At 48.3% G+C, this 18,565-nt stretch carries 18 protein-coding genes; all 18 read left to right on the top strand.

Features of this window, described 5'->3' with window-relative positions; all coding sequences use genetic code 11:
* The first annotated feature begins 6 nt into the window (after positions 1–6).
* The 18 genes from mraY to pyrC all read left to right on the top strand — a co-directional run bounded on the left by mraY (position 7) and on the right by pyrC (position 18,565).
* The gene (gene mraY, locus ACFFLE_RS10205) at positions 7–969 is read left to right on the top strand and encodes a phospho-N-acetylmuramoyl-pentapeptide-transferase (RefSeq protein WP_380571719.1); all 963 of its coding nucleotides are present in this window, start codon (positions 7–9) and stop codon (positions 967–969) included.
* A 1-nt stretch (position 970) separates the two neighbouring features.
* Positions 971–2,305: a UDP-N-acetylmuramoyl-L-alanine--D-glutamate ligase gene (gene murD / locus ACFFLE_RS10200; protein ID WP_380571717.1), complete on the top strand. Its 1,335-nt coding sequence runs from the start codon at positions 971–973 to the stop codon at positions 2,303–2,305.
* 17 nt (positions 2,306–2,322) lie between these two features.
* The gene (locus tag ACFFLE_RS10195; RefSeq protein ID WP_380571715.1) at positions 2,323–3,480 is read left to right on the top strand and encodes a cell division protein FtsQ/DivIB; all 1,158 of its coding nucleotides are present in this window, start codon (positions 2,323–2,325) and stop codon (positions 3,478–3,480) included.
* Between the two features lie 109 nt (positions 3,481–3,589).
* The gene (gene ftsA, locus ACFFLE_RS10190) at positions 3,590–5,020 is read left to right on the top strand and encodes a cell division protein FtsA (protein WP_380571713.1); all 1,431 of its coding nucleotides are present in this window, start codon (positions 3,590–3,592) and stop codon (positions 5,018–5,020) included.
* A 36-nt stretch (positions 5,021–5,056) separates the two neighbouring features.
* The gene (ftsZ, locus tag ACFFLE_RS10185; protein ID WP_380571711.1) at positions 5,057–6,184 is read left to right on the top strand and encodes a cell division protein FtsZ; all 1,128 of its coding nucleotides are present in this window, start codon (positions 5,057–5,059) and stop codon (positions 6,182–6,184) included.
* A 55-nt stretch (positions 6,185–6,239) separates the two neighbouring features.
* A complete protein-coding gene (locus tag ACFFLE_RS10180; RefSeq protein WP_380571709.1) occupies positions 6,240–7,031 on the top strand; it encodes a purine nucleoside phosphorylase YfiH/LACC1 family protein in 792 nt (263 codons plus the stop codon).
* Entirely contained in the window at positions 7,012–7,653 is a 642-nt protein-coding gene (locus ACFFLE_RS10175; RefSeq protein WP_380571706.1) for a YggS family pyridoxal phosphate-dependent enzyme, read from the top strand. Before ACFFLE_RS10180 ends, ACFFLE_RS10175 begins: the two co-directional genes overlap by 20 nt.
* A gap of 5 nt (positions 7,654–7,658) precedes the next feature.
* A complete protein-coding gene (locus ACFFLE_RS10170) occupies positions 7,659–8,222 on the top strand; it encodes a cell division protein SepF (protein WP_380571704.1) in 564 nt (187 codons plus the stop codon).
* An 11-nt stretch (positions 8,223–8,233) separates the two neighbouring features.
* Positions 8,234–8,539: a YggT family protein gene (locus tag ACFFLE_RS10165; RefSeq protein ID WP_380571701.1), complete on the top strand. Its 306-nt coding sequence runs from the start codon at positions 8,234–8,236 to the stop codon at positions 8,537–8,539.
* Positions 8,540–8,641: 102 nt separating this feature from the next.
* Complete coding sequence (locus ACFFLE_RS10160) at positions 8,642–9,421, top strand: YlmH family RNA-binding protein (protein WP_380571699.1); 780 nt, start codon at positions 8,642–8,644, stop codon at positions 9,419–9,421.
* A gap of 26 nt (positions 9,422–9,447) precedes the next feature.
* Positions 9,448–9,963, top strand: a complete 516-nt coding sequence (locus ACFFLE_RS10155) for a DivIVA domain-containing protein (RefSeq protein WP_380571697.1) — start codon at positions 9,448–9,450, stop codon at positions 9,961–9,963.
* Positions 9,964–10,231: 268 nt separating this feature from the next.
* Positions 10,232–12,970, top strand: coding sequence for an isoleucine--tRNA ligase (ileS, locus tag ACFFLE_RS10150; protein WP_380571695.1), 2,739 nt, complete (start codon positions 10,232–10,234; stop codon positions 12,968–12,970).
* A gap of 9 nt (positions 12,971–12,979) precedes the next feature.
* Positions 12,980–13,465, top strand: coding sequence for a signal peptidase II (lspA, locus tag ACFFLE_RS10145; protein WP_380571693.1), 486 nt, complete (start codon positions 12,980–12,982; stop codon positions 13,463–13,465).
* The gene (locus ACFFLE_RS10140) at positions 13,452–14,360 is read left to right on the top strand and encodes an RluA family pseudouridine synthase (protein ID WP_380571691.1); all 909 of its coding nucleotides are present in this window, start codon (positions 13,452–13,454) and stop codon (positions 14,358–14,360) included. The genes lspA and ACFFLE_RS10140 overlap by 14 nt, the downstream gene beginning before the upstream one ends.
* Positions 14,361–14,559: 199 nt before the next feature.
* Positions 14,560–15,081 (top strand): bifunctional pyr operon transcriptional regulator/uracil phosphoribosyltransferase PyrR, encoded by a 522-nt coding sequence (gene pyrR, locus ACFFLE_RS10135; protein WP_380571689.1) that lies wholly within the window; start codon positions 14,560–14,562, stop codon positions 15,079–15,081.
* 16 nt (positions 15,082–15,097) lie between these two features.
* Positions 15,098–16,450, top strand: coding sequence for a uracil-xanthine permease family protein (locus ACFFLE_RS10130; RefSeq protein ID WP_380571687.1), 1,353 nt, complete (start codon positions 15,098–15,100; stop codon positions 16,448–16,450).
* Entirely contained in the window at positions 16,413–17,294 is an 882-nt protein-coding gene (locus ACFFLE_RS10125) for an aspartate carbamoyltransferase catalytic subunit (protein WP_380572127.1), read from the top strand. The genes ACFFLE_RS10130 and ACFFLE_RS10125 overlap by 38 nt, the downstream gene beginning before the upstream one ends.
* Positions 17,294–18,565, top strand: a complete 1,272-nt coding sequence (pyrC, locus tag ACFFLE_RS10120) for a dihydroorotase (RefSeq protein ID WP_380571685.1) — start codon at positions 17,294–17,296, stop codon at positions 18,563–18,565. The genes ACFFLE_RS10125 and pyrC overlap by 1 nt, the downstream gene beginning before the upstream one ends.

The raw sequence follows: 18,565 nt of genomic DNA, 5'->3' as shown, positions 1-18,565 counted from the left end.
GATATCATGGATTATTTATTTTTAATATCCGCTTTTATATTGACGACGGTACTCGTTCCCGTAACGATACCGTTGCTTAAGCGGATGAAATTCGGACAGTCGATACGTAAGGAAGGGCCAGAGAGCCATCAGGTCAAAACGGGCACCCCGACCATGGGTGGCCTTACATATCTAATTCCGGTAATCATATTATCGTTGATTGCGCTTCTATTTGTGGATGACACATACAAGATGCTGGTCATGATCATCGTGACCATCGGATTTGGGCTCATCGGATTTATAGATGACTACATCATTGTCGTAAAAAAGGACAACCGGGGCCTATCTTCAAAACAGAAGTTCCTTGCACAGATTGTGCTATCGGTGATTGTCTATTTCATTATGACCCAGGCTATTCCGGATATAGAAACAGCCTTGCGCATTCCAGGAACAGATTGGACACTGCCCCTTGGCGTGCTGTTCGTCGTATGGATTGTGTTCTGGCAAGTTGGATTTTCAAATGCGGTCAACCTAACAGATGGCCTCGACGGATTGGCGACAGGCCTCTCAATCATTGCATTCTCAAGTTTCCTGGCTATAGCGTGGGTACGGGAGGAGACGACGCTCGTCATCTTCCTGATGATACTGATCGGCGGATTGCTTGGTTTCCTTCTATACAATAAATATCCGGCAAGGCTGTTCATGGGGGACACTGGTTCGCTCGCCCTCGGGGGCATCATTGCGACAGTATCCATCGTACTTAATGAAAGTCTGTTGTTGCTGCTCATTGGAATCATGTTCGTCATCGAAACTGCTTCTGTGATGATGCAGGTGGCATCTTTTAAATTGACCGGGAAAAGAATTTTTAAAATGACGCCTATCCACCATCATTTCGAACTCAGTGGCTGGAATGAATGGAAGATCGTCATCGTATTCTGGACGATTGGTGCTGTTGCAGGCATCATCGGCGTCCTGCTGGGGGTGGCCTAGATTGGAGAAGTTGGACTATCAGAATAGGAAAGTACTTGTGCTTGGTTATGGCAGAAGCGGCAGAAGTGCCATCTCTGCATTGCTCGCATTAGGCGCGAATGTGACGCTTACTACAAATGAAGTGATTTCTGATGAGGGGATCCGCCAGCAGTTGAAGGGCTGGGGAGTCGAGATAGTCGATGGCCATCATCCTGTGAGTCTGCTGAACGATATTGAACTGATTGTGAAGAATCCAGGCATTCCTTATACCATCGATTTTTTAAAAGAAGCGCTGGCAAGAGATGTGCCGATAGTGACCGATGTGGAGCTTGCGTATCATATTTCGCCAGTGCCGATCATCGGCATCACAGGCACCAACGGCAAAACCACCGTGACGCACCTGATTGGGGAAATGTTGGAACGTTCCGGTTTCGAACCCATATTGTGCGGCAACATAGGCTACCCGGCTTCCCAGGCTGCAAGAGAAGCTGTGCCCGGCAATATATTGGTTATGGAACTTTCATCCTTCCAGCTGATGGGTGTGAGGGACTTCCGTCCGGATACCGCGGTATTCACAAATATCTATGAAGCGCATCTTGACTATCACGGGTCGAAGGAAAACTATGTGAAAGCGAAGTTGAATCTGCTCAGGAATATGGGACAGGAAGAAAAAGTCGTCTTCAACGGCCGTCAACGGAATATGGTTGAAGATATGACGTGGCTCTCGATCGAATACTTTTCGACCGATGGTGACGCAGAAGCCATGATCAAAGATAATATGATCACCTACCAGAAGCGTTCACTGATAGGCGTTGATGAAGTGCTGCTGGAAGGCGAACACAACCATGAGAATATATTGGCGGCACTACTGGCCGCTAAAAACCATGGCGCTTCTGACACAGCAGTCATCGAAACCCTGAAGCACTTCGGGAGTATACCTCACCGTATGGAGTATTTGGGGCTTAACCAAGGTGTAGGCTATTATAATGATTCCAAGGCGACAAATAATCTGGCGACTTCCTTTGCACTGAAAAGTTTCCGTTCGCCCGTCATCTGGATTGCTGGCGGACTTGACCGCGGGCAGTCTCTTGAATCACTCGTGCCAGATCTTGAGCATGTGCGCCTGATCATCGCATTTGGGGAGATGAAAGAAAAATTCGTTTCATTGGCGGATGAACTCGGCATTGACTCGATTGTGGCGGAAAACCCGCATGATGGTGTCATAAGGGCAACAGCTCATGCACATCCGGGGGATGTTGTGCTTTTCTCTCCAGCATGTGCCAGCTGGGACCAGTACAAAGATTTCGAAGCCCGCGGTGATCATTTCAAAGAAGGGTTTACAGCACTCGACAACTGATAGAGAGGGGGAACTCCATGGACAATCATAATGATATAGATGAGCTGAAGCGGAAGTTGAAGCATAGAGAGCGCGAGCGGGATTCACGCGACTCAGAAGAACGGCTACAGCAGGATCCCCCCCCGCCAGTGGAAGCATCAAAAAAGAGTGCGGACAAAAATGTAGAGGCCATTGGCAACGGAAAGAGGAAAGTAGCATCTCGAAGCAAAGCAAGCAGAAAAGCAGCTCTTCCAGATGACGAAGTAGAAACCTTTCATCATGGCAAAACGATCTCCTTTAGGATGGATGAAAAGTCTACAAAAAATGATGGGTCCGAAAAAGGGAAGGGCGTACCGAAAAGAAAGAAAGTAAAGCTAAAAATGCCGGTACTCACCCGTGCCCATCTCTTCCTGGGTGTCATCATCACACTGCTCCTTGCGGCTGGTGGACTGATCTATTATGCAGCAAGCAGTGTAAGTGATGTAAAAGAGATTGCCTTAGAAGGCAATGAAATGATCAGCGATCAGGAAGTGATGGAGCGGCTCCAATTTGAAGAGGGCGACAAGATGTTCAGCGCCAACCTTTCCCGGGCTGAGGAAAACATTGCGATGCTTCCGGCAATTGACGAAGTGACGATTGAGAGGCAGTGGCTGAATACAATAAATGTTTCCATCTCAGAGCGCCAGTCAGTGGCCTATGTAGCATCAGGCGATGTGTTCTACCCTGTCCTCGAGAATGCCCAAGTGTTGAGGGGCCACCCGGCCATGCCTGAAACAGCCCCTATCCTCCATTTTTTTGAAGGTCAGGAATTCGATGCGCTAATCGATAATCTGAACAAGATGGAAAGGGATGTTCTTGAGGGGATTTCGGAAATCTATTACCGCCCCTCAGAAAATACCGACACCCGCATCCATATCTTCATGAACAATGGCCAGGAAATCGTCGCTGATTATCGTACAATCGATGAGAAGATGGATTACTACTTGAGCATGCAGGAAGAAATCGGGGAGCCTGGTGGGGGCATAATCGATATCGAAATCGGCAGCAGTTTCCTCCCTTATGGCAGCGAAGAGGCAGATGATGTGAAAAAAGGAATCTATGAGAACCCGGTGAAGCCTCGGTACATCGAAGATATCGAGGAGACTCTAGGTGACTTGAAGTCGCAACTGACGTCAATCGGCGAAGAAAATGAATGATTGCCGATCCGCATTTATACTGGACTATTATGTTTAAATAGTTCACAATGTAAAAAGTATACTGTAAACTATATAAGAGAGTGAAATGGCTTACTAGGAGGCAGAAGAGTTGAAGGAACATTATTATGTCGCCCTGGATATCGGCTCAAACAGCGTCAAAGCCGTAGTCGGCGAGAAATTCCATGACGGTGTCAACATCATCGGTACTGGACAGACGTATACTGATGGCGTATCCAAAGGGACGATAAGAGATTTTGACCTGACGAGAAGTGCAATTATAGATACTGTGAAAAAAGCAAAGATTTCATCTGGCGTCGATTTTGATGAGGTCTTTTTGAAAATGCCGATTGCGGGCATGGAATTGAAGTTTGCAGAGGAAGAAATCCGTTTTGGAGGCAATTCAACCGAAATAAACGGAACCCATATCGAAGATATGCTTGAAACAATCCGGGAACGGGTTGTGCAAAGTGATAAGGAAGTAGTGACCGTCTACCCGGTGTACTTCAAAGTGGACGACCTCCACGAAGTCTCCGATCCGAAAGAGATGATGGCTACCCAGTCACTCTTTGTCAGTGCGGGGATACTGCTTTCCAGCCGGACTGTTTTAATGAACGCGGTGAAGTGCGTGGAAGAAGCTGGATTGACTGTACTTGATGTCTATTCCGATGCTGTGAACTATGCGCATGTACTAAGCGAGTCAGAGGTCGAGCTCGGGGGCGTGGTCATCGATATCGGTCATGAACTGACGCAGTTTGGGTATTATGAGCGTGGTACGCTGAAAACCTCAGGCAGCCTTCCAGTAGGCGGCAAGCATATAACGAAGGATTTGTCTGAAGCATTCAATACTACCCTGGAGGCTGCAGAAAAAGCGAAACATCACTACGGGCATGCCTTCTATGATCTGGCCTCGGCTGAGGACATCGTGCGTCTGCCTCAGCGCGATGGCGAAGCTGATATCGAGATTACGCCTCAAGATATGTCAGACATCATAGAGATGAGGATGGAAGAAGTCTTCATGGATGTTTTTGGGGTCCTCCAGGAAAATCAGATCACCAAAGTAAGTGGTGGCTTTGTCGTTACAGGGGGCACAGCAAACCTTCTTGGCATCAAAGAACTGATGCAGGACCTCGTATCAGAAAAAGTCCGAGTTCATATACCGAATCAAATGGGTGCCAGGAAACCGGAGTTTTCGAGCGCCATCGCTACAGTTTCAAGCGGAATAATGTTTGATGAACTCCTTGAATATGTTACAATTGATAATTATGATACAGAGTCGGATACTGTCCGGCATGCCGCTGATGAGGAGTCATCAGGAAACTTCTTCACTGGACTCTTCAACAAGCGCAGAGAGCAGGAATCGCACGACGCGGACAGCGGATCTGTGGGTCAACCAAAAAACACTTCCGAAGGATACGCCGATTATTCATATGAGGATAGATCGGAAGACCTGGACAACCGGGATAGTGGAGACAAACGTCAGGGTGAAGACAAAAACTATCGTGGCTATATGAAAAAACTCTTTAAAAATCTGTTCGAGTAGAATCAGTAAGATGAATGACTGGGAGGAAATAAAATAATGTTAGAATTTGAGCAAGGCTTCAACCATATGGCAACACTTAAAGTGATCGGTGTCGGTGGCGGCGGTAACAACGCAGTCAACCGCATGATAGACGACGGTATGCAGAATGTTGAATTCATCGCCATCAATACAGATGGTCAGGCACTCAATCTGTCGAAGGCAGAATCGAAAATCCAGATTGGTGAAAAATTGACACGTGGACTGGGTGCAGGCGCTAATCCTGATATCGGGAAGAAAGCAGCTGAAGAATCCAGGGAACAGATCGAAGACGCGATACAAGGCGCTGATATGGTCTTTGTAACGGCAGGCATGGGCGGCGGCACGGGCACAGGTGCTGCCCCAGTTGTCGCTAAAATAGCAAAGGAGATGGGGGCGCTGACAGTCGGCGTCGTCACGCGTCCTTTCTCTTTCGAAGGCAGGAAGCGTCAAACTCAGGCATCAGCTGGAGTTGATGCCATGAAGGCGGCTGTCGATACGCTGATAGTCATCCCGAATGACCGCCTACTTGATATCGTCGATAAATCCACTCCTATGATGGAAGCATTCAAGGAAGCGGACAATGTGCTCCGTCAAGGTGTTCAGGGTATTTCCGACCTGATCGCGGTTTCAGGGGAAGTGAACCTGGACTTCGCGGACGTTAAGACGATCATGTACAACCAAGGTTCAGCATTGATGGGTATTGGTGTTTCAAGCGGTGAGAACCGTGCAATAGAAGCGTCGAAGAAAGCAATTTCCAGCCCATTATTGGAAACTTCCATTGTCGGAGCGCAAGGTGTGCTCATGAATATCACAGGTGGAGAATCCCTTTCCCTGTTTGAAGCCCAAGAAGCGGCGGACGTTGTACAGGACGCTGCAGATGAAGACGTCAATATGATCTTCGGTACGGTGATCAACCCAGAACTTGAAGATGAAATCATCGTAACTGTCATCGCTACAGGCTTTAACGAGAAATCTGTCAACCGTTCTCCTGAGAGGGAAGAGAAGAAGGATCCAATCATCCAACCGAACCCTTCCAGAAACGAAGAGCCTAGAGAGCGTGACTTCCAGTCTAGAGACAACACGCCGCAGGATGATGATTACGAAGTGCCTACGTTCTTAAGGAACCGTTCGAGACGCAGACGATAGAAAAGTTTTCAAGTCAGAAAGGTGTCCCTTTCTGACTTGTTTTGTGAGGTGGACCATGAAGTTCAATAACTATCGCCATCATGTTGGCAATAGTCTTGGCAATGTCACTTTCGGCTATACGAAGCGCACCGGCGGCACCAGCCCCTATCCATCAGGAGCGTTCAATATGGCTCTATACATCGATGATGATATTAAAAACATTCATCATCACCAGGATGTGCTGGCCAGCCATATCGGCTTTCCCCCGGAAAATTGGGTCGCTCCAATCCAACAGCATGGCGGTACCGTCAAAGAAGTCCATGCTGAAGATGGGGGATCCAATATTCGTAGACGCACAGATAAGCTTACAGGAGTAGACGCTCTATATACATATGATGCGGATACCCTGCTGGCCATGAATTACGCAGACTGTGTGCCTGTCTATGCCTTCAGTGAGACGGATGGTTTCATCGGGCTGGCCCATGCAGGCTGGCGGGGAACTGCATCAGAAATAACGAGAAAGCTGATTGGATCGTATCGTGGTGATCCGACAGACTTGAATATTGTTATAGGCGTGGCAATCAATGGAAGTTGCTATGAAGTGGATGAAACTGTCATCGATGCACTGGGGAGGACAAGTGTGCCTGATGGTGCCATCACCCGGACAGCGGAAGGCTTTAAGCTCGATCTGAAAAAGGTGAATGGACATCAGGCCCGGCTTGCTGGTGTACCGAATGAAAAGATTCATCTTACACCTCTCGGCACTGAAGATACCAGCACCTTCTTTTCATATAGGATTGAACAAGGCAATACGGGACGTGCCCTTGCCTTTATTGGGAGGAAGAACAATGATCAAAAAGAATTATGAAGATATTAAAAACGAAATCGGTGAAGCCGTCAACTTGATTGCAGTGACGAAATACCACACTGTGGATGAGGCGATGGAAGCTTATGAAGCTGGCATCCGTCACTTTGGTGAAAACCGTGTGGAAGGTTTCCTGGAAAAGCGCCAGGCACTTCCGGAGGATGCTGAAATACATTTCATAGGTACACTCCAATCCCGTAAGGTCAAGGAAGTCATTACGCATCTCAACTACCTCCATTCTTTGGATAGGGAAAGCATCGCGAAAAAAATTGAACAATACAGCGCTCATGCTGTAAAATGCTTCTTACAGGTGAATGTATCCGGAGAATCATCCAAACATGGATTGGCACCGGAAGATGTCCCCGATTTCCTGGAAAGAATGAAATCCTATGAAAAGGTGGAAGTCATCGGTCTGATGACCATGGCCCCGGACACGGACGATGCGACCCAGATAGAAGGTGTATTCCAGCGCCTGGCGGAGTTGCGTGATTCTCTTGCTGAAGTCAATGGGGATAACGTCCAGATCGACGAACTCAGCATGGGGATGAGCAACGATTACACCCTTGCAGTAAAGCACGGGGCGACTTATGTACGCATTGGCAGCAAACTAATGGGAAGCAGGTGAATGCCATGGCCATAAAAAAGTTTTTCAAGGACATCTTCATTGTGGAGTATGATGAAGAGGAGTCCGTGGAAGAAAGCAACAAGCCAAAACAGCAGAACAGCAAAGTGACGCAACTTGACCATTCAAAAAAGAAAAAAGTCAATGAAGGGTCTGTCGAACCTCGACAGATGGAGCAAGGCAGTGCCTCGGTCTCTCCATCATTCAGGAAGAAAGACCGCCGGTCCGGAGAACCAAGACACCAGAAGAAGCAATCCAATACAAGGGACAAGGAGACTACTTTGATGAGTGCTGAAGCAAGCAATACAAAAGTATGCCTATTTGAACCGAGAGTGTTCTCGGAAACGCAGGATATTGCAGATGAGCTTAAGAATGAACGGGCGGCTCTCGTCAACCTCTCCAAAGTCGATCACAGCCAGAAAAAGCGCATCGTTGACTTCCTGAGCGGCACGGTCTATGCTTTGGACGGAGATATCCAAAAGGTCGGCGCTGATATTTTCCTATGTACGCCAAATAGTGTCGGTGTTAAAGGGGAAATCAGCCAGGAAAAGAATCAGACTGAAGAAATGTAAGGAGAATGAGTTTGGATAACCAACTGTTAATAGATATAGTATTTTTCGTTCAAAGATTCATAAACACCATCTTTCCTATATTTTTCTGGGGGTTGATCATCTATATTCTGAGCTCTTGGCTGCCGGGCCTCCGGGAGTCTGCTTTCGGAAGAATCCTTGGAAAAATATATGAGCCGATACTTGAGCCGTTCAGAAGGCTCATCCCACCAATCGGGGGAGTGTTGGACTTGTCGCCGATTATTGCAATTTTGACCATGAATCTTTTCCTGAGCGGCCTGAATGCGATATTCAGGGTTATCGTACAGGCATTGGTCTGAAGAACCTGAATTACTAATGATGCCAGACGCCCTTATGATCTAATCGTTTCCCGATGATTATCATGAGGGCGTTTCCGATATTTCTACAGGAGGGGCTCTGGATTGAAGGAAGTCTACCAGCATTTCAGAAAAGAAGAATATGAAAAAATAACGTATTTCAATGGCAAGTTCGAGATTGCTGCGAGGGATTATTATCCGGTACTCCTCGATTTTTTAGATCCGAGGGAGCGGTTGATTGTCGAGAGTCTGTCTGGGCGTCACCCCGATCTGTACGTAGAGTTTTATGGTGGACCAGGTGAACGCGAGCGTCAAAGGGCGATGATTATTCCGGAATTTCTGGAAGTCACGCCTGAAGAATTTGAAATTGGCATCTTTGAAGTCGATTATCCCCAAAAATTCGTCAATCTTACACACCGCAACATCCTCGGCGCCATTATGAAAGTTGGAGTCGACCGTTCACTGATTGGTGATATAGTCGTTTCAGACCGCATTCAATTCGCTTATGCAGCACCGTATCGTCAAGTCTTCGAACAGGGGCTTGAGAGGATCAAAAATGCACCAGTCACACTTAACGATGTGCCGCACGCCGCGTTCATGGAAGCAGTTGATGAAGGAAAAGATAAACATATGCTCGTCTCATCCTTCAGATTGGACGCAATCATTTCAGAAGCCGTCGGTGAAGGGCGCTCAAAATCCAAGGAACGCGTGGAAAAAGGCAAGGTGAAGGTGAACCACACCCTGACTTCCAGTCCGGCGTTCCTGGTCGAATCCGGTGACATCATTTCTGTCCGGCATTTCGGTCGTTTTAAGATTACATCAATAATTGCTGAAACAAAAAAAGGTAAATATCGTCTTATGGCCCGGATATATAGGGACGGGTAGGGTATTAGTCAATTGAGGTGAAGAAAATGGATAGAGAAGAAGCTCTGAATCGTAAATTTCCAACAGTTTACCGTGGTTTGGATGAAAGAGAAGTAAGAGAGCATCTACAGGCAATGCAGTCTGAAATCGACAGTCGCGATGAGAAGATCAAGCAGCTAGAAGGCATGCTCGATGAAAAGGAAGAGAATCTGAACAGTTTCAGGACCGTCGAAACAAGCATCAACGAAGCCATCTTGACGGCGCAGCGGGCAGGGGATGAAGCGAAGCGCACTGCACAGGCGCGTTCAGAAGAAATCGTCCGAGCTGCGGAAGCTGAACGCGAACGCATCATTGATGATGCGCTTGCCAGAGCCCGGCATATCGCCAGCCAGACAGAAGATATGAAGAGGCAATCCAAAATTTTTCGTGCACGGTTCAAGATGCTCGTGGAGGCACAGCTCGACCTGCTGCAATCGGATGACTGGGATTACCTGCTCGATTTTGAGAAAAATCAGGAACACCGTGTCGATGATCTGGAGGATGCAGAACGCAACCAGGAATAATGATGTGTTGACGTATTGAAGGATATTTAGCATAATAATAGTATTGTTAGACAGGGAAGCATGCATTATGGATACAGCGACCGGGGGATGGTGGGAGCCCCGGCACATAAGATGCTTCTGAAATCACTAATGATGTATTTTAATGACTGTGACGAGTGGACTCTGGACCAGAGTCAATCAGGGTGGTACCGCGGAGAATTTCGCCCCTATTGACATTGGCCCAGAGTTTTTTTAAATCATCTACCAAATAGAAAAAGGAGTTTGGAAAATGGACTACAAAGATACACTGCTCATGCCGAAGACCAAGTTCAAAATGCGTGGCGGCCTTGTAAACAAAGAGCCGGAAATGCAGAAGAAATGGGAAGAACAAAATCTTTATGAGAAGAAATTGAAACTCAATGAAGGAAACACCCCTTATGTGCTCCATGATGGCCCGCCTTACGCCAATGGTGCTCTGCACATGGGACATGCCTTGAATAAGATCATCAAGGATATCATCATCCGCAATAAGCAGATGCGCGGTTACTACGCACCATATGTACCCGGTTGGGACACGCATGGACTGCCGATAGAACAGGCACTCACCAATAAAGGTGTCGATCGTAAAAGCATGTCGATCGAAGAATTCAGAAACAAATGCATCGAGTTTGCCGACACGCAGATCGATCAGCAGCGTGAAGGCTTCAAACGCATGGGGATCGATGGCGAGTGGGACAACCCCTATGTCACCTATAAACCTGAATTTGAAGCCGCACAGATCCGTGTGTTGAAGGATATGGTCGAGAAGGGTCTTATCTATAAGGGGAAAAAACCAATCTACTGGTCCCCGGTCAGTGAGTCTTCATTGGCAGAAGCGGAGCTTGAATATAAGGATAAGCGCTCTCCTTCAATCTATGTTGGCTTTAATGTGGCTGATGGCAAAGGCATACTTGATGAGGGCGTCCAGATGGTCATCTGGACAACGACGCCATGGACGATTCCATCCAATTCAGGCATTGCAGTACATCCCGAGTTGAACTATGTCCAAATCAATTATGAAGGTCAGGAATATGTGGTGGCTGAAGCGCTGCTCGATCATTTCTGTGAGGAAGTTGAATTCGATAAGGATAAAGTGACGCGTACAAAAGAAATCAAAGGTTCCGAGCTGGAATACGTCACAACCAAACACCCACTATATGACCGCACAAGCCTTGTCGTGCTGGGTGAACATGTCACAACAGAAGCAGGTACAGGATGTGTCCATACGGCCCCTGGACATGGTGATGATGACTTCATCATCGGCCAAAAATATGAACTCGATGTGATCAGTCCTGTAGACGATAAAGGTGTCTTCACGGATGAAGCGGGCAAGTATTCAGGACTTTTCTATGATGACGCCAATAAAGTGATCACGGAGGACCTTGAAGCAGCAGGTGCCCTGGTTAAGCTCGGCTTCTATACGCACTCTTATCCGCATGACTGGCGTACTAAAACACCGGTTATATTCCGGGCGACCCCGCAGTGGTTCGCATCAATCAAAAATGTCCGTGAAGATATCCTCCAGGCGGTCATGGACACTGAATTCCAAGTGGAATGGAACCAAAAACGCATGTACAACATGATTAAAAACCGTGGTGACTGGGTGATTTCCCGCCAGCGTGTGTGGGGTGTACCATTGCCGTTCTTCTATGCGGAAGATGGACAGGAAATAGTTGATGCAACAGCCATCGAGCATGTTGCCTCGTTGTTTGAAGTGCATGGATCGAACATCTGGTTCGAGTGGGATGCAAAAGACCTCCTGCCTGAAGGCTTCACACATGAAGGTTCGCCAAATGGTGAATTCACAAAAGAAAAGGATATAATGGATGTCTGGTTCGATTCTGGCTCCACCCATCGCGGTGTGCTGACAGTACGTGATAACTTGACATACCCGGCGGACCTTTATTTCGAAGGGTCCGACCAATACCGTGGCTGGTTCAACTCCTCAATCATCACCAGTGTGGCAACTAAAGGCATCGCGCCCTACAAAGAACTCCTAAGCCATGGGTTCGTCATGGATGGCCAAGGCAAGAAGATGTCCAAATCCCTCGGCAACGTCATCCTGCCAGAGAAGATCATGAAACAAATGGGGGCAGACATCATCAGGCTGTGGGTCATGTCTTCTGATTTTGAGGAAGATGTCAGAATTTCAGATGACATCCTGAAGCAGGTGTCCGAAGTCTACCGGAAAATAAGGAATACTTTCCGCTTCCTGCTAGGCAACGTATCTGACTTCAATCCTTCAACGGATGCAATCGCCTATGATGAATTGAAGGAAGTCGATCAGTTCATGTTGCAGCGCTTCAACGAAATGGTGAACCTGATGCGAGACTGTTATGACCGTTATGATTATGTCACCATGTACCAGTCCCTCCAGAACTTCATCAATGTCGACTTGTCGAACTTCTATCTCGACTACGGTAAGGACATCCTCTATATAGAGAAACAGGATGCCCATATACGCCGCAGCATGCAGACAGTACTGTATGCCATATTGACTGGATTGAACCGTCTGCTTGCACCTGTTCTGGTACACACGGCTGAAGAGATCTACCAGCATACTCCATATACCGAAATGGAAAGTGTTCACCTCGAGTACCTGCCTGAGGCGAAAGAAGTCGATACGGCACTCACTGCAAAATGGAAGCATTTCATGGATGTCAGGGATGATGTGCTGAAGGCACTTGAAGAAGCCCGTAATGACAAGGTCATCGGCAAGTCACTTGAAGCGAAAGTATATGTCACCCAGCCGAACGGTATGAATTATTCTGACATCAATGGCCGTCTCGAACAGCTCTTCATCGTCTCTCAAGTGGAAGTTGTAGAGTCACTTGAAGATGGTAAACAGTATGATAATATCAAAGTCAAAGTCGTACATGCTGAAGGCACACGTTGTGAGCGCTGCTGGAACTATTCTACAGCGCCATCCATCGATGGTGGCGAAGACGACATCTGTCCACGTTGCCGCAAAGTGGTGGATCAGCTCTAGGGGGCCGTTATGAAATCATATAGAATCATTCCAATGAGCTTGATTGGCCTAGCTGTACTGGCAATCGATCAGCTGACGAAATATCTTGTCGTGACTGGTATGCAGGAAGGGGAATCCATTCCAGTCCTCGGCAAGTACTTCATGTTGACTTCTCACCGCAACAGCGGAGCAGCATGGGGCATGTTCCAGGGCCAGATGCTGTTCTTCTACTTGGTGACGCTGCTGGTTCTGGGCATACTGGTCTACGTTTATGTCAAGGAAGCGAAAGGGAACACCCTGCTGCAGCTTGCGCTCACTTTGCTGCTGGCCGGCGCCCTCGGAAACTTCATCGATCGTATATTATTCCAGGAAGTAGTGGACTTCATCGATGTGCTGATCGTGTTCTATGATTTCCCGATATTCAACATTGCTGATAGTGCACTCACAATTGGTGTAATATTGATGATCTTGGAATTCTTTATAATAGGAAAAGGTGACACGGATGCAGGAAATTAAAGCAAATGAAATGGATAGTGGCCAAAGGATCGACAGGCTGCTGTCAGAAAAACTGGACGACACTTCACGCAGTGATATGCAGGGCAGGATCCGGGATGGACTTGTTGAAGTAAACGGTGAGGCCGTCAAGCCGAACTATAAGGTCAAGACCGATGATGTCATCATAGTCCACCCCCGCGAGCTTGTGGAGGCGGATATCTCCCCACAGAACTTGAACCTCGAAATCCTCTATGAGGATGATGATGTAGCCGTTGTGAATAAGCCAAAGGGCATGGTGGTCCATCCTGCTGCCGGACACCATTCGGAAACGCTTGTCAATGGCCTGATGTTTCAGCTTGATGACCTCTCTGGTATAAATGGCGAGTTGAGGCCCGGCATCGTGCATCGCATCGATAAGGATACGAGCGGGTTGCTGATGGTCGCAAAGAATGATGTGGCCCATCGCGCACTGGTCGATCAGCTCGTCGATAAAAGCGTCACCAGGAAGTATGTGGCACTTGTACACGGTACCATCCCACATGATAAGGGCACCATTGAAGCGCCGATCGGCAGAAATCCGAAGGAACGCCAGGAAATGGCGGTCATTGATTCTGGACGGGACGCCACAACGCATTTTAATGTGCTGGAAAGATATGAAGGGTATACGTTGATCGAATGCATCCTCGAGACGGGCCGGACCCACCAGATCCGTGTCCATATGAAATATATCGGCTATCCGCTCGTCGGTGATCCGAAATATGGCCCGAGGAAGACGTTGAATACAGACGGGCAGATGCTGCATGCAGGGACGCTCGGATTCATCCATCCAACAAGTGGGGAGTATATGGAATTCAACGATTCGTTGCCTGAACCATTCGAAGATGTATTGGAAACATTGACACCTTTATCAGATTAATGCTTGACTTCACTCTGTATTAAGGCTAGACTATTGAAGAAAAGTGAATATGAATGTCTTTAAAAGGAGTCCCGTGAGGCTTCAAAGACGTGATATAACCGGGTACACTTAGGGATAAGTGTATATTTATCAGGATACGTGTATACTCATGTCTTTGGACATGAGTATTTTTTATATATTTTTAAAGGAGAGGACTTAAATGGAAAAACGGACGATACTTGACGAATCGCAGATTACACGCTCGCTTACCCGCATGTCGCATGAAATACTCGAGCATAATAAAGGGACTAAAGGACTGGTGTTCCTTGGGGTCAAAACGCGCGGGGAGTATCTTGCGGAACGTCTTCAAAAGAAAATTACCGAGATAGACGGTGTGGAGATACCGACAGGGACGATCGATATAACAGGCTATCGTGATGACAGGAAGAAAGAACGCGCAGGCAGTGCCATAGACATCGGAGTGTCACTCGATGACAAGCATGTGGTCATCGTCGATGATGTGCTCTTTACGGGACGGACAATCCGCGCCGCGATGGATGCGATACTGAATGAAGTCAGGCCTTCAAAAATTTCCTTGGCTGTACTGATCGACCGGGGGCACCGGGAACTGCCGATACGGGCAGATTTTGTAGGCAAGAATATCCCGACTGCCAAAGAAGAGAAGATAGATGTCCATCTAGAGGAGCATGACGCAGTCAACGAAGTTCTATTAAGCAGATAACAGGAGGACGGCTGAAATGCAGACCAAAAAATCGCCAGAAGAAATCTACTCGAAAAGTGTCTCCCCGATATTGGATGTACAGGATAAGCCAAAGCCTGCCCAATGGCTGATGCTCAGTTCCCAGCATCTATTTGCAATGTTCGGTGCCACGGTGCTTGTGCCGTACTTGACGGGGCTGCCGGTATCCGCGGCTCTGATAGCAAGCGGCATCGGCACTTTGCTCTACATACTCATTACGAAAGGACAGATACCGGCATACCTCGGTTCAAGCTTCGCATTCATACTGCCCATTACAATTGCACTTGGGGCAAATAGTCTAGGTGAGGTACTGACAGCACTATTCTTCAGCGGAGTACTCTATATCATAATCGGCATTGCGATAAGAGGGTTCGGCATCGATTGGCTGATGAACCTGCTGCCTCCGGTAGTCGTCGGACCAGTCATCATGGTCATCGGGCTCGGGCTCGCACCGGTCGCGGTCGATATGGCGATGTATACGGATTCGGGCAATCGGGAAGGCTACAGCATGCTCTACATATTTGTAGCTGCGGTGACGCTCATCATCACCATCTGCGCTTCAATATTCCTGCGCGGGGTGCTCTCCCTGATCCCCATCCTGATTGGCATCATCGGTGGATACATTACAGCTGTACTGGTGGGCATCGTCGATTTCACCCAGATTGTGGAGACAGGCTGGTTCATGCTGCCTGACGTCCATCTTCCATTCGTTTCATACAATCCGACCTGGAACCTCGGGCTTATGGCCGTCATGCTGCCGATCGTGTTCGTCACAGTGAGCGAGCACATCGGCCACCAGATGGTCATCAATAAGATCGTCGGACGCAACTTCTTCAAAAAACCCGGGTTACACCGCTCACTGGTTGGAGACGGCATCTCGACGATGTTCTCAAGCCTGATTGGAGGACCGCCGACTACAACCTACGGGGAAAACATCGGAGTGCTTGCGATTACACGCGTATTCAGCGTGTGGGTCATCGGAGGAGCGGGTGTTCTTGCAGTCATACTCGGCTTCATAGGAAAGTTCACAGCCATTGTCCAGAGCATACCGACCCCCGTCATGGGCGGGGTATCGATCCTACTGTTCGGCATCATCGCCTCAAGCGGCTTGAGGATGCTTATTGATGAGCAGGTGAACTTGGATTCAAAACGCAATCTGGTCATATCTTCTGTAATCCTTGTTGTAGGAATCGGGAAAGCGCACCTTGATTTCACGATCGGCAATATACCTTTCAACCTTGAAGGGATGGCGCTTGCGGCTGTTGCAGGGATACTGTTGAATGCGATACTACCTAAGGAGGTGCCTGTTGATGATGGACAACCTGCTGTCGATGACACACCTGCAGACTGACGATATCATGCGGCTCATCAAACGCGCCCAGGCGATAAAGGGCGGAAATTTTGAACCATTTAAGGAAAAAAAGTATATCTCCAACCTGTTCTTTGAACCTTCCACACGGACCAAGGCCAGTTTCGAAATGGCAGAAAGCCGGCTCGGCATCCACTCAGTCCCCTTCAATGCGGACCACAGCTCGGTGCTTAAGGGGGAATCACTGTACGACACCTGCCGCACCATGGAGGCCATAGGATGTGATGCACTCGTCGTACGCCACGCCATGACCGCCTACTATGACGATCTGGATGGCCTGTCGATCCCAATCATCAATGGCGGCGATGGCAGCGGCTCACATCCGACCCAGTCGCTCCTCGACTTGATGACGATATATGATAGATTCGGTACTTTTGAAGGGCTGAAGGTGGTCATGGCTGGTGATATATCACACAGTAGAGTGGCCCGCAGCAACCAGCAGGCACTCGAGAAGCTTGGTGCTACGGTCGTTTTCAGTGGACCGGAAGCATGGCGCGACCCTGAGATGGATGGGGAGTACATGGATTTCGATGACGCGGTGGAATCATGTGACGTCATCATGCTGCTGCGTGTCCAGCACGAACGCCATGGCGATCAGACGGATTTTACGAAACGCAGCTACCATAACCAATACGGGCTGACCCTGAAGCGGTATCAAAAGATGAAGCAGGGGGCTATAATCATGCATCCTGCACCAGTCAACCGCGGCGTTGAAATAGATGGGCGTTTGATAGAAAGCCCACAATCAGTCATTTTCGAGCAGATGAATAATGGTGTATTCATGCGCATGAGTGTAATACAAGACATACTTAGGAGTGAAGGGTAATGACAGTACTTTTGAAGAATGGCACAGTGGTGACGGAAAATGGGGAGACTAGGATGGACATCCTTGTTGACGGGGGAGAGATAGTTGACATGGCCCCTCAGATCGAGCGGGGGGATGAGGTCATCGATTGTAGCGGCAAGCTCATCACGCCAGGTTTCGTCGATGTCCACGTTCACTTGAGGGAACCCGGAGGTGAGCATAAGGAGACGATTGAAACCGGCACAAGTGCTGCAGCACGCGGGGGATTCACTGCAGTATGCCCAATGCCGAACACACGCCCTGTACCAGACAACGAAAAGACGATGGCCGATATCAACAGGCGGATTGAAGAAAGCGCCAATGTAAAGGTGCTGCCTTATGCGTCCATTACGACACGGCAACTCGGCAAGAAACTGGTCGATTTTGACGCACTTAAAGCTGCCGGTGCATTTGCCTTCACAGATGATGGTGTTGGTGTCCAAAGTGCCGATATGATGCTTCGGGCAATGAAGGAGGCTGCCCGTACAGATATGGCTATAGTCGCCCACACTGAAGAGGATACACTGATCCACGGCGGAGCAGTCCATGAAGGCGGAGTCAGCCAAAGGTTGGGATTAAATGGGATTCCATCAGTGACCGAATCCGTACAAATTGCACGCGATGTGCTACTGGCGGAAGCGGCGGGCTGCCATTATCACGTCTGTCATGTAAGCACCAAAGAAAGTGTGCGGGTCATACGGGACGCCAAACGAGCAGGCATCCGGGTGACAGCGGAAGTGACGCCACATCATCTGGTGCTTGACGAAGGGGACATCAAGGAGGATGACCCGAACTTCAAGATGAACCCACCACTCAGAGCAGCGGAAGATCGTCATGCGCTAATTGAAGGCCTGAAGGATGGGACTATAGACTTCATTGCCACAGATCACGCTCCACACGCAGAGGAAGAGAAGTCCGTCGGCATGGAAACGGCACCTTTTGGCATCACCGGCAGTGAGAATGCATTCCAGCTCCTATATACAAAGCTTGTCAAGACAGGCGTGTTCACACTGCAGCAGCTGGTCGATTGGTTGACAGTCAAGCCAGCGGAAGTGTTTGGACTTGAGATGGGAGCGCTCAAAGTCGGCAGAGCCGCCGACATCACGATCATAGATCTCAATAAGACGTACGTCCTAGACAAGTCAAAATTTTTATCAAAAGCACGCAACACGCCATTCCACGGAATTGAACTGACTTCTGACATCTATATGACAATCGTCGATGGAATCATCACTTATAAGGGGGAAGCATGA

This window comes from Salinicoccus siamensis (assembly GCF_042429615.1).
GTDB classification, from domain to species: domain Bacteria; phylum Bacillota; class Bacilli; order Staphylococcales; family Salinicoccaceae; genus Salinicoccus; species Salinicoccus siamensis.
Note: the sequence above shows the minus strand (reverse complement) of the source record. Positions and strands in the feature narration are given on the sequence as shown.

Coding starts and splice junctions, on each gene's coding strand:
- ACFFLE_RS10155 (WP_380571697.1), top strand. CDS start 9,448: ATGGATAGAGAAGAAGCTCTGAATCGTAAATTTCCAACAGTTTACCGT.
- pyrR (WP_380571689.1), top strand. CDS start 14,560: ATGGAAAAACGGACGATACTTGACGAATCGCAGATTACACGCTCGCTT.
- ftsZ (WP_380571711.1), top strand. CDS start 5,057: ATGTTAGAATTTGAGCAAGGCTTCAACCATATGGCAACACTTAAAGTG.
- ACFFLE_RS10140 (WP_380571691.1), top strand. CDS start 13,452: ATGCAGGAAATTAAAGCAAATGAAATGGATAGTGGCCAAAGGATCGAC.
- ileS (WP_380571695.1), top strand. CDS start 10,232: ATGGACTACAAAGATACACTGCTCATGCCGAAGACCAAGTTCAAAATG.
- ACFFLE_RS10195 (WP_380571715.1), top strand. CDS start 2,323: ATGGACAATCATAATGATATAGATGAGCTGAAGCGGAAGTTGAAGCAT.
- lspA (WP_380571693.1), top strand. CDS start 12,980: ATGAAATCATATAGAATCATTCCAATGAGCTTGATTGGCCTAGCTGTA.
- mraY (WP_380571719.1), top strand. CDS start 7: ATGGATTATTTATTTTTAATATCCGCTTTTATATTGACGACGGTACTC.
- ACFFLE_RS10170 (WP_380571704.1), top strand. CDS start 7,659: ATGGCCATAAAAAAGTTTTTCAAGGACATCTTCATTGTGGAGTATGAT.
- ACFFLE_RS10125 (WP_380572127.1), top strand. CDS start 16,413: ATGGACAACCTGCTGTCGATGACACACCTGCAGACTGACGATATCATG.
- pyrC (WP_380571685.1), top strand. CDS start 17,294: ATGACAGTACTTTTGAAGAATGGCACAGTGGTGACGGAAAATGGGGAG.
- ACFFLE_RS10180 (WP_380571709.1), top strand. CDS start 6,240: ATGAAGTTCAATAACTATCGCCATCATGTTGGCAATAGTCTTGGCAAT.
- ACFFLE_RS10130 (WP_380571687.1), top strand. CDS start 15,098: ATGCAGACCAAAAAATCGCCAGAAGAAATCTACTCGAAAAGTGTCTCC.
- ACFFLE_RS10175 (WP_380571706.1), top strand. CDS start 7,012: ATGATCAAAAAGAATTATGAAGATATTAAAAACGAAATCGGTGAAGCC.